This is a genomic window from Paenibacillus alvei DSM 29, assembly GCF_000293805.1.
GTDB lineage: Bacteria > Bacillota > Bacilli > Paenibacillales > Paenibacillaceae > Paenibacillus_B > Paenibacillus_B alvei.
Genome location: NZ_AMBZ01000018.1, coordinates 1 through 9,193 on the forward strand (window position 1 = coordinate 1; position 9,193 = coordinate 9,193).

At 46.0% G+C, this 9,193-nt stretch carries 13 protein-coding genes and 1 pseudogene; 6 read left to right on the forward strand and 8 right to left on the reverse strand.

The annotated features are described in order from the left end of the window. The 4 genes and pseudogenes from PAV_RS30125 to PAV_RS30140 all read right to left on the reverse strand — a co-directional run. Positions 1-623 (reverse strand): annotated as a pseudogene (locus PAV_RS30125) (carbohydrate ABC transporter permease); the annotation flags it as partial. A gap of 20 nt (positions 624-643) precedes the next feature. Beyond that, the gene (locus PAV_RS30130) at positions 644-1,942 is read right to left on the reverse strand and encodes an ABC transporter substrate-binding protein (protein WP_005545274.1); all 1,299 of its coding nucleotides are present in this window, start codon (positions 1,940-1,942) and stop codon (positions 644-646) included. Between the two features lie 168 nt (positions 1,943-2,110). Then, entirely contained in the window at positions 2,111-3,094 is a 984-nt protein-coding gene (locus PAV_RS30135; protein ID WP_005545272.1) for a helix-turn-helix domain-containing protein, read from the reverse strand. Positions 3,095-3,282: 188 nt separating this feature from the next. Continuing rightward, complete coding sequence (locus PAV_RS30140) at positions 3,283-4,023, reverse strand: SDR family NAD(P)-dependent oxidoreductase (protein ID WP_005545270.1); 741 nt, start codon at positions 4,021-4,023, stop codon at positions 3,283-3,285. Positions 4,024-4,150: 127 nt separating this feature from the next. Between PAV_RS30140 and PAV_RS30145 the strand changes: the two genes are divergently transcribed. The 3 genes from PAV_RS30145 to PAV_RS30150 all read left to right on the forward strand — a co-directional run bounded on the left by PAV_RS30145 (position 4,151) and on the right by PAV_RS30150 (position 5,595). After that, complete coding sequence (locus PAV_RS30145; protein WP_005545268.1) at positions 4,151-5,041, forward strand: LysR family transcriptional regulator; 891 nt, start codon at positions 4,151-4,153, stop codon at positions 5,039-5,041. Positions 5,042-5,184: 143 nt separating this feature from the next. Further along, complete coding sequence (locus tag PAV_RS34015; RefSeq protein WP_081505703.1) at positions 5,185-5,343, forward strand: DUF2975 domain-containing protein; 159 nt, start codon at positions 5,185-5,187, stop codon at positions 5,341-5,343. Positions 5,344-5,385: 42 nt separating this feature from the next. After that, a complete protein-coding gene (locus tag PAV_RS30150; protein WP_206703677.1) occupies positions 5,386-5,595 on the forward strand; it encodes a helix-turn-helix domain-containing protein in 210 nt (69 codons plus the stop codon). Positions 5,596-5,701: 106 nt separating this feature from the next. Here PAV_RS30150 and PAV_RS30155 read toward each other — a convergent pair whose 3' ends face one another. The 4 genes from PAV_RS30155 to PAV_RS30170 all read right to left on the reverse strand — a co-directional run bounded on the left by PAV_RS30155 (position 5,702) and on the right by PAV_RS30170 (position 8,285). Next, positions 5,702-6,112, reverse strand: a complete 411-nt coding sequence (locus tag PAV_RS30155; protein ID WP_193373019.1) for a hypothetical protein — start codon at positions 6,110-6,112, stop codon at positions 5,702-5,704. 23 nt (positions 6,113-6,135) lie between these two features. Next, positions 6,136-7,341 (reverse strand): tyrosine-type recombinase/integrase, encoded by a 1,206-nt coding sequence (locus tag PAV_RS34020; protein ID WP_005552259.1) that lies wholly within the window; start codon positions 7,339-7,341, stop codon positions 6,136-6,138. A gap of 77 nt (positions 7,342-7,418) precedes the next feature. Further along, positions 7,419-7,829, reverse strand: coding sequence for an ImmA/IrrE family metallo-endopeptidase (locus tag PAV_RS30165; RefSeq protein WP_005552260.1), 411 nt, complete (start codon positions 7,827-7,829; stop codon positions 7,419-7,421). 18 nt (positions 7,830-7,847) lie between these two features. Then, positions 7,848-8,285 carry a helix-turn-helix domain-containing protein gene (locus PAV_RS30170; protein ID WP_005552261.1) on the reverse strand — a complete coding sequence of 146 codons (438 nt, stop codon included), beginning with the start codon at positions 8,283-8,285 and terminating at the stop codon, positions 7,848-7,850. Between the two features lie 222 nt (positions 8,286-8,507). Here PAV_RS30170 and PAV_RS30175 point away from each other — a divergent pair, with 222 nt between their 5' ends. The 3 genes from PAV_RS30175 to PAV_RS36710 form a co-directional block, all read left to right on the forward strand. Beyond that, positions 8,508-8,744, forward strand: coding sequence for a helix-turn-helix domain-containing protein (locus PAV_RS30175; RefSeq protein ID WP_005552262.1), 237 nt, complete (start codon positions 8,508-8,510; stop codon positions 8,742-8,744). After that, complete coding sequence (locus tag PAV_RS30180; protein WP_005552263.1) at positions 8,741-8,953, forward strand: helix-turn-helix domain-containing protein; 213 nt, start codon at positions 8,741-8,743, stop codon at positions 8,951-8,953. Before PAV_RS30175 ends, PAV_RS30180 begins: the two co-directional genes overlap by 4 nt. 9 nt (positions 8,954-8,962) lie before the next feature. Continuing rightward, positions 8,963-9,193: hypothetical protein (locus PAV_RS36710; RefSeq protein ID WP_238555952.1), on the forward strand; the 231-nt coding region annotated here is incomplete at its 3' end.

Sequence of the window (9,193 nt, forward strand, 5' to 3'; positions counted from 1 at the left end):
CGACTTGAGCCGCTTCGTAATACTGCTTTGAAAGCCCTGAAGGGCAGCGAGGAAGATGAGGGCCCCTGCCCCGGTTCCCCCATAAAGCTCATTAAAATTAAAGAAGGCTTCGTATATTGCGGATCCAGCAGCCAAGCGGGGTCGGGAAGGCCTAGGGAGCGCAGAATCGTGTTCATTAAGCCGAAATCCGGGTTCAGCATCCACGTCCACAAGAGGGCGCTGGCAACGATCGGAATGACAGACGGCAAGTAAAAGATCGTCCGGTAATAATTAATTCCCTTCACCTTCGTGTTCAGAAGCAGCGCGATCATTAGGGATACAATGAGCGTGATGGGTACGGATATAAAGGTCATGAACAGTGTATTGCCAAGTGAACGATAGAAGCTCTCGTCTGCGAAAATGTGCTCATAGTTGCGTAGGCCAACCCACTGCGGGGAACGGAACAGATCATACTCGGTCAGGCTGAAGTACAAGGAGCCGAAGAATGGATAGACAGTAAAGGCTAGAAAACCAATAATCCAAGGCGACGCAAATGCCAGACCGAGAAAGAAGACATGCCGCTCTTTCTTCGTCCAGCCTGTTTTCTTTTGTTGCGGGACAACGACTGGGGAGATGTTCATCATAAGTACCCTCCCAACGGCTTCTATTTGACGAGTGGCTGAATCTTGTCTTTCACCTTCTTCAAACCTTCCTCCATACTGACAGTTCCCCTTAAAATTGCGTCAACCTGTACTGCGAACTCGGCAATGTACTCATTGGCGAAGGAAGTAGCGGGGAAGGAACGCAGGTTTTTGCTTGTAGAGTAGTCTAGGAACTCTTTGAATCCAGGTACGTCATGATAGACCGGATCCTTCAGCGCGGACAGTCTCGTTGGCAGGTTCCCAATCGCAGCGGTGAACTCGGCCATCTGCTGCGGCTCCGTCATCCATTTCAGGAACTTCCATGAAGCGTCTGGGTGCTTTACACCCTTCGGAATATAGAACACGCTCGTCGTGACATTGCCGGGGTTCTTCCGCTCAGAATGCTTTTCATCATATGGAATGGGAGCAATACCGTAGTTCAAATTCGGAGCGAACTGCTTAATGAAGGTCGGCAGCCATTCGCCGTCGATCGTCATCGCGTACTTGCCGGAGAAGAATGGATTTTGGGCGGACATATATTGTCCGAGACCGGAAGAGAAGCGATCCAGATTAGCTGAGCCGTATTGATCCCAAATGCCCTTGGATAGTTCGAGAGCTGATTTGACACCAGGGTTGTCGGGTGTAACCTGCTTTGCAGCTTCATCATAGAACGAACCGTTGTACGCATTGGCGAAGGTGTACGTGTCCATTCCCGGCCATAGTCCAAGCCGCTGCAGCCGTCCTCCATTCTCCACGATACTGAGTGCCTTAATATACGCCTTGAGCTGACTAATCGTCTCTGGCGGGCCATTAAAGCCGGCTTCCTTTAAGATATCCTTGTTATAGAACAGCATCGTGACGTGCATGGCAATGGGAAAGGCATAGGTTTTGCCCTCATGTTGCGAGATGCTGAGCGCGGCAGGAACAAAGTCTTTCAGATCGACACTGTCCTTGGAAATATAATCGTCAAGCGGCATCATCGCGCCACGAAGCCCCCAAGGCACGACATTTTGCCCAAATTGAGAGGCGATATCGGGAGGATTGCCGCCTGTAATTGCAGTGAGCTGCTTCTGATAGTCGCTTTGAGACAGCCCTTTTACCTGAATATCAGAGTTGGAGGCATTCCACTTGGCAATCAGCTTTTCCAGTGCAGCGGCCTCCGGCCCGGTCCACCCATACCAGAAGCTGAGCTCTACCTTATCTTTGGAGTCCGAATTGCCAGTCGATCCTCCTTCACCGGATGTGCTTCCCCCGGAGCAGCCAGCAAGCAAGGAGAACGCAACAATCAGTGCAAGGCACCACTTCATTGGCTTTCTTTTCATGCTTATTCCCCCTCAACACTCAGAAATGGGTATTATCGACACCGATTATACAGTTTTAGATTCGAAGGCAGTCTACTTGTGATAAGCAATACCGTGTATTCAGAGTAGTCGTCAATTCCCTCCTTATTCGTGTGAAGTATCCCCATGGTAGCATGTATGCGCTTTATTTTATTTCAAATTTGTGTGTAAAAGTGGGATTATCGTATGCGTGCATGGCTCTTGCTGGATCGCTTGCTTGCGGTAGGAGGTAGGGGAAATGCCGGTGTATTTCTTGAACATGCGGCAGAAGTAGGACAGTTCGTTGAATCCGATCGCATAGCAGACATCCGTAACGGACAATTCGGGCTGCTTCAGCATGGTAAGAGCATGGAACATGCGAAGGTCTGCCAGGTAACGATTGAACGTCTTGCCCGTCCACGTCTTGAATACACTGCAAAAGGTAGACCGCGACAAATTCGACAAGGAACACAGAGTATTCAAATGCAAATCCTCGTGATAGGCGGCATGGATATAATCAATAACCCCTGTCATAATCGATCTGTATTTCTCCTCCTTCTCAAATCCTGCTTGCACAACGTCTTTGTTAATTTCTCTTACGAGAATGGAGAGGAGAAGAAGTAAATGGGATTTCAACACCAATTGAAAAAAAGGAGAACGCCGTTGATATTCAGCGAGCATTTCCTTGAGTACGTTGAGTACGCGAATCTCCGCAACGTGTCCGAGCGTAATCTTCGATTGCATGCTGTCATCCCGGCGAAGGAAATATTCCAGGTAGGCAACGTCAAAAAAGAGAGGAGCCACCGGTTTTTCTTCAAAGCGTTCGTTAATAAAAGAAGGCATAAACTCGCAGCCATAGACTTCAATGTCTTGATCGGGAGGTATTTCAATCCGGTGCACGGTGAATGGGGAAATTACAAATATATCACCCTTTCCAATATCGAATCGTCGATTGCTGACAGTATGTTGGAAATTCCCCTTTGCCACATACCAAATTTGAAAATAGTCGTGACAATGATGGGTTAAGCTGTGCTGTCTGAGCAGCTTGTACATTTTGCAGGGAACATCCTCAAGCATCTCCATCTTGGAGGTGAAATAAATGATGCCTGAACGAGCCCATTTGCCAATTTCGGCTGTTTTCCACTGGATATCCAATGTGATCACTCCTGTTCATCTTGTAAATGAGAAAGCCTAACTCACTCACACTATACGATATTGACGGAGGATAACCGCAAGTTAGACATGATAGACAAATATCCTCCCGCAGAAGAGGTGCAGGAGGATTGGTTGCCTTACTGTAGTATATTCGCTTGATCGTCAGAACTTAGGCCCCGATTTTCAGGCTATAGGGTTTGCCCACTGTCTACCGTGATGATTTGTCCCGTCATGGCTTCCTGTTCTAGGACGGAGCAAATGAATTGTGCGATATCCTCCGATGTTGAGAGGTGCTGCAGCAATAGATTCGGGGCGAGCTGCTGCATTCGCTCCTCTTGTCCGCGCCACCATCTGGTCGCTACTGCACCGGGCGCGACGCAATTGACTCGAATGGCAGGCGCTAGTGCGCGTGCCAGCGATTTGGTCAGGCCATGGACTGCCGACTTGGATACCGCGTAGGGGAGCGAGGAACCGAGCCCTGTCTGTCCGGCAATACTGCCAACGTTGACGATTGCGCCATTCTGCGTCTGCTTCATGTAAGGAGCAACGGCCCGAGCACAATAGAACATCCCTTTTACATTAACGTTAAAAAGCTCATCCCATACCGCATCCGTTGCGGCATCCAGATCCTCTATCGGTATATGCTTCGTAATGCCCGCATTGTTTACAAGCACGTCAATCGTACCGAAGGCATGCACGATCTGGTTCACCATCATCTTAACTTCGTGATCCCGTGAAATATCTGCTTGAACAGCTATGGCGCGACCGCCGTTGGCTTGAATGCTTCGTACCGTTTCTTCCGCATCGGCTGCGGATCGGGAATAGTTGATCGCTACGAATGCCCCCCGCTTTGATAATTCGATCGCGGTCGCCCTGCCAATTCCAGTACCCCCGCCTGTCACCAATGCTACCTTATGCTTCAAGTCCATGCTTACGCCCTCCCGTTCCCTTTCTTTATCTGTTCATATTCATTGTACTGAGCTCGTATGTATTTGTATAATTGAATGTAATGAAGATATAGTTCAATTAAAATGAATTGATGAGTAGGGATTCCTGGTGGACATCAAAACCTTAAAAACATTCCAATGTATCGTAAAATCAGGCAGCTTTATCCGAGCGGCAGAGGAAATGAACTATGCACAATCGACGATCACGATGCAAATACAGAAGCTGGAGAAGGAAATCGGCGCACAGCTTTTTGATCGCGGGAAGGCGATTCATCTGACAGAAGCAGGCAGGCTGTTCTACGAGCAAAGTCTGGAAATCGTACACCGTATGGAGCAACTGCAAAGCAATATCGCGGATATGAGTAACGGAGAAGCCGGATCTGTTCGAATCGGCGTAACAGAACCTACAGCAAGCAGTCGCTTGCCCTACAGATTAGCGGAATTCATGGGCGACCATCCACAAATTCGTATCGCTGTTGAGATCGCCAGCACCCCTGCATTAGTAGAGCAATTGCTTCACAGCGATCTCGATTTTGCGATATGCTCGTCGCCTGAGGTAGGCACCGATCTGCATTTTGAGCCACTCTTTCTTGAAACATTTGCCATGCTGCTGCCAGAACATCATCCGCTAGCATCCCATGACATCATTCAGCCAGCAGACTTGGAGGGAAATCGCCTATTGATAACCGCAGATGCTTGTCCCTATCGGAAGAAGCTCGATTTTATCCTGCAGGACATGGGGCAGATCGGCATAGACACGATGGAGATTGGGAGCATGGGTGCACTGAAGCATTATGTGCAAAGCGGGCTAGGCATTGCCTTCGTGCCGGAGATCATGGTAGATTCTGCGCCATTAGGCACAGTGGTTCGCACAATGGAAGGAGCCTCGGTCGATATGCTGACCGGCATGCTTTGCAGAGTGCAGCCGCATCGAATGAGTTTGGCCGCCGCGAAGTTATATCATTTTTTAAAGAGGTCGCTTCATTTGAACGGACACTGACACGATGCGAGTTTCAATTACGGGCCTTCTTAATGGTAACGAACGTGCTTGTGTTATTGTTTTAAAGCTAATATTTATTGACAAACGATAATTCAATCTCTACAATGAGGAAATTCTTTTGTTTAATGGGTGTTCTATAATTTTTGTTGTATGCGTACGACATGTTTTTGGATGCACTGACCATCGTTCCGATGGTGGTTGTGTCATTCCTTGCACTCGCTATTGGTTTTTTGAGCCTGACCTTGGCTCAGCTATTTGAGGAGGCGACAAGAATCAAAGAAGAAAACGATCAAACGATATAAAGTGGGGTTATCATTGTGGCAATTCGAGTTAATCTGGATGTAATGATGGCCAAGCGAAAGATGAGCTCTACCGAGCTCTCCAGAAGATTAGATATTACGATGGCCAATCTTTCGATATTAAAAACGAACAAGGCGAAAGCGATTCGCTTCTCGACATTGGATGCCTTATGCAGCATCTTAGAATGCCAGCCCGGCGATATTTTAGAGTATGTAGAAGAGGAAGGGGATCACGCAGATCGTTCTCTCACATAAGAAAATATCGCGATTCGTCTGTAACCCAAGAGATTGTATCAAGAAAAATGCGAAAAGCAATCAACTATCCCCATAAGAACGCGGGAGCCGGTTGATTGCTTTTTTTCTATTCAGGCACTGTTATAATTGTAACGCCCTTCATAACATTGGCGGGGTTATCCTTGTTATACAGCCAATAGGCAGGCGTGTCGGCGATATGCTGAAGCCGCAGACAGAATTCTGTCAGTGGCAGCCTGTCAGAGTGAATAATCAGCCTATTTCCGTCCACGGTAATGGTTTCCGGGGGAAGAGGAAGCTCTCCCTTGCCCGTCACGATGCTCACACTGCCCGGACGCTTCGCAGAAGCCTCATCAATCCGCTTTTGAAAGGATACGACGGCCTTGTCGCGCTCGGGTCTGCTGACCGCAGTAGGGACAGGGGCTTCATCGTACATATATTTGCCGAGGAAATACATGGATGGGCATTGAAAGGCTGTTGTAGAAGGGATAGAGGGAGGTTGGGAGGGGATTTTACCCACACATTACCCACAATGTGAACTAGTTAGGAGTTCATGACCTGCTCGAATCTGTCGGGGACAAGCTTTTTCTGCCCCTCTGTAACGTGTAGGTAAACCCGCCTGGTGAGCTCGTCGTTTTTATGTCCCAATCGTTCCTGGATTACTGCCAGTTGCTCTCCTGCCTCGGCCAAAAGAGTTACATGGGTGTGGCGTAGGCTGTGAGGGGTGAGAGTAGTTGGAAGCTCAGCAATTTTCAGCAGACGGGTAAATTGATCCTCTACCGTGTACGGTCTCGCTGGATACCCAGGGTATTTTGAGCTCCAGAACAGAAAGCCTCCGTTATAAATTACTTCGCCATCCTTTTCTTTCTGTTCTCTCCAAGCTAACTGATCTTTGATAGCTTTTATAGCAGTATCACCAATGCTTACTTTCCGGACGGAAGACTTGTTTTTAGGAGGCCCAAGTTTATAATTCTTGACACTGCCAGTAATGGTTAGTGTCTTTGTAACAGATATGTAGCGCTCTTCCTCATTAAAGTCACTCAATTTTAAAGCCAGTAACTCTCCAATCCGTAGCCCTGTATATGCTAGTAAGACGAATATCTTATATTCTTGAGAACTACCACGAAAGCGGACAATGTTCAGGAAATGCTTGAGTTGTGCTTTTTCGAGATATTTGGGCAGGATGTTTTCTCCTGCTTCGATTTCTTCTACTGTCTGCTTATAAACAGGAACTTGGGCTGCTTCTGTTGGGTCGGTAGTAATGATTTTTTTTAAGACAGCATCGCTAAAAATCATACATGCGTCAACATGGTATTTCTTTAGAGTCCCTTCCTTTCGTCCGATTTTTTTCAACTTATTAAGCCATTGCTGATAATCATCATTAGTAGTATCTTTGACTCTAGTATGCTCCCCGAGATATTTTTTTAATGAGCTTATAGTTGTCTTTTTGCCTCGAAGGGTGTATTCCGCGGGTTCTTTTTCAATAGTGTAGTTCTCAAGCCAACGCTCCGCCCATACTCCTAGAGTGATATTCTTCTCATCGACTAGTTTCCCTCGCTGCTTGTCCGCCTCAATAAGAATTCCAGCATTGTATGCTTCTTTTGCGGTTGCGTAGGATTTTGTTTCCTTTTGCTTGCGTTTTTTCCTTCCATTAACGATAACCTCTACGCTGTAGCGGTAAGTATAACGGCCGTCCCGTTCACGGACACCAGGTGGGAGTTTCTTTTTCTTTGGCGCCTTTTTTTCCATCTCATTCCCTCCATACAGAATGTGTGTTCGGTTTAATGCGTATGATGAACAGCCTTGCGGCTGGAAAGCGCGAAAGGTCAATAAAAAACATGAAACTCTTTGGGAAGTCCGCAGCGCAAGAGAAATTGTTGTTTTGTCTCCCAAGCCTCCGGTTCGCTAAGTCCTACCCAAAGAAATGTTGCAAAGCGGTTAGCTTGCCATTCCAGCTTGTCCACCGAAAAAAGCGTATTCCTGCGAAGGAATGGCGTGGGTGAGTCCGGGTGAAGTATCAAATGTCCCAGTTCATGGTTACATGCAAAGTTAGCTTTAACAGGATCTAATTTACTATTAATACGTATGCAGGGAATACGATTTACCCGGGTATAGTACCCCCATATATTTTTCCCTAAATCTTCTAGTCTGACATCAGCACCTAACTCTCTCGCAATAATCCATGACGAGTTCGTGCCATGATTTTTTGCAATCTCCTTAGCAAGCTTTCGTTCCATGTGTCGCCTCCTAGATGCTTATCTATTTCTATACTTCTTAGGAGTAAATTTCTTTTTTGCTATTTGTTTGGATATGCGTAATGTGTTTTCAAGAGACATGCGCAAAAGCTCGCGATCCTCCTCGTCCATAGGCTCCCCCATAAAGGCTAATGCTGAATCACTGTCAAGATCGTTCATCATGGCTTCTAACCTTTTGGCGATATCGCTTTCGTCCTTTTTTGTTAAATCATAATAAGGTTGTTTTTCAGTTGAATTTGTTTTTTCTTGAGACACCCCTAAAAAATAATCAAGCGTCACTCCAAAGTAGTCAGCTATTTTTTGGAGTTTTTCTTGTTTGGGGGTATATTTCCCTTGCTTCCAACTTGTAAGTGTTGCTGTAGTAATCCCTGTCTCTTTAGCAACACGGTAGGCAGTAACGTTATGTTCTTTCAATAATTGCTCGAATATTTCGTACATGGTCTTCCTCCATTGTTTTCTTGTGAAAAAACAAAGTCAGAAAACTAAGCCGAATATTGTTGACTACCTTAGAAAGCTATGCTAATATACAGACATAGCTTAGATATCTGAGCTAATGAACATACAGGGCTAAGTTTTCTTATATAACTTAGGTCGCACTTTGATTATATAAGAAAACTTAGCTAACAGTCAATAGATTAAATTCGAAAGGGGGGGTGCGATTTGTATAAAAAATTCCAAGAACTTTTGAATGAGTCGGGTAAGACAGCATATCAAGTATCTAAAGACACGGGCATTTCCACTTCTACCTTGAGTAATTGGAAAAAAGGTAACTACAATCCTAAAGTGGACAAATTGAAAATTCTGGCTGACTACTTTGGAGTGACGCTTGATTATTTTTTGAGCGAGGAGGATGTGGTCAGCCAGAACAAGATTGATCCAAGGGTGATGACATCATGAGCAACATGAAAGAGTTGCTGACGGGCCTACCACCAGTTCTTACTATTAAGGATGCTGCAGAGTATTTTCAACGCTCAACCAAAACAATTAGACGCCGAATTAAGTCTGGAGAACTCCGCAGCTACAAAGAAGGACTAGAACACCGTATCCGTCGTGAATGGCTGCTTGACTATGAACGGCAGTTAATTGAAAAAGGAACTACACCATGAACTTACATAATGTCAAAGAGATACGTCGTACTGAGAAAGTGGATGATGGTTGCAGCTATGAGTCGAAACAAGATTACGAAAACAGCTCTTGTGAACATCGCTGAACGAGCTAATGCATCAATAGAGTTCAATCCAAACGGCGTGCATTGGGTGAAGGAATACGGCGATGTGAAATGGTGTAAATGGCGAACGTTGTATCAAAGATTAAATTCAAGATTACGTAAAAGCAGAAAGGAAGGG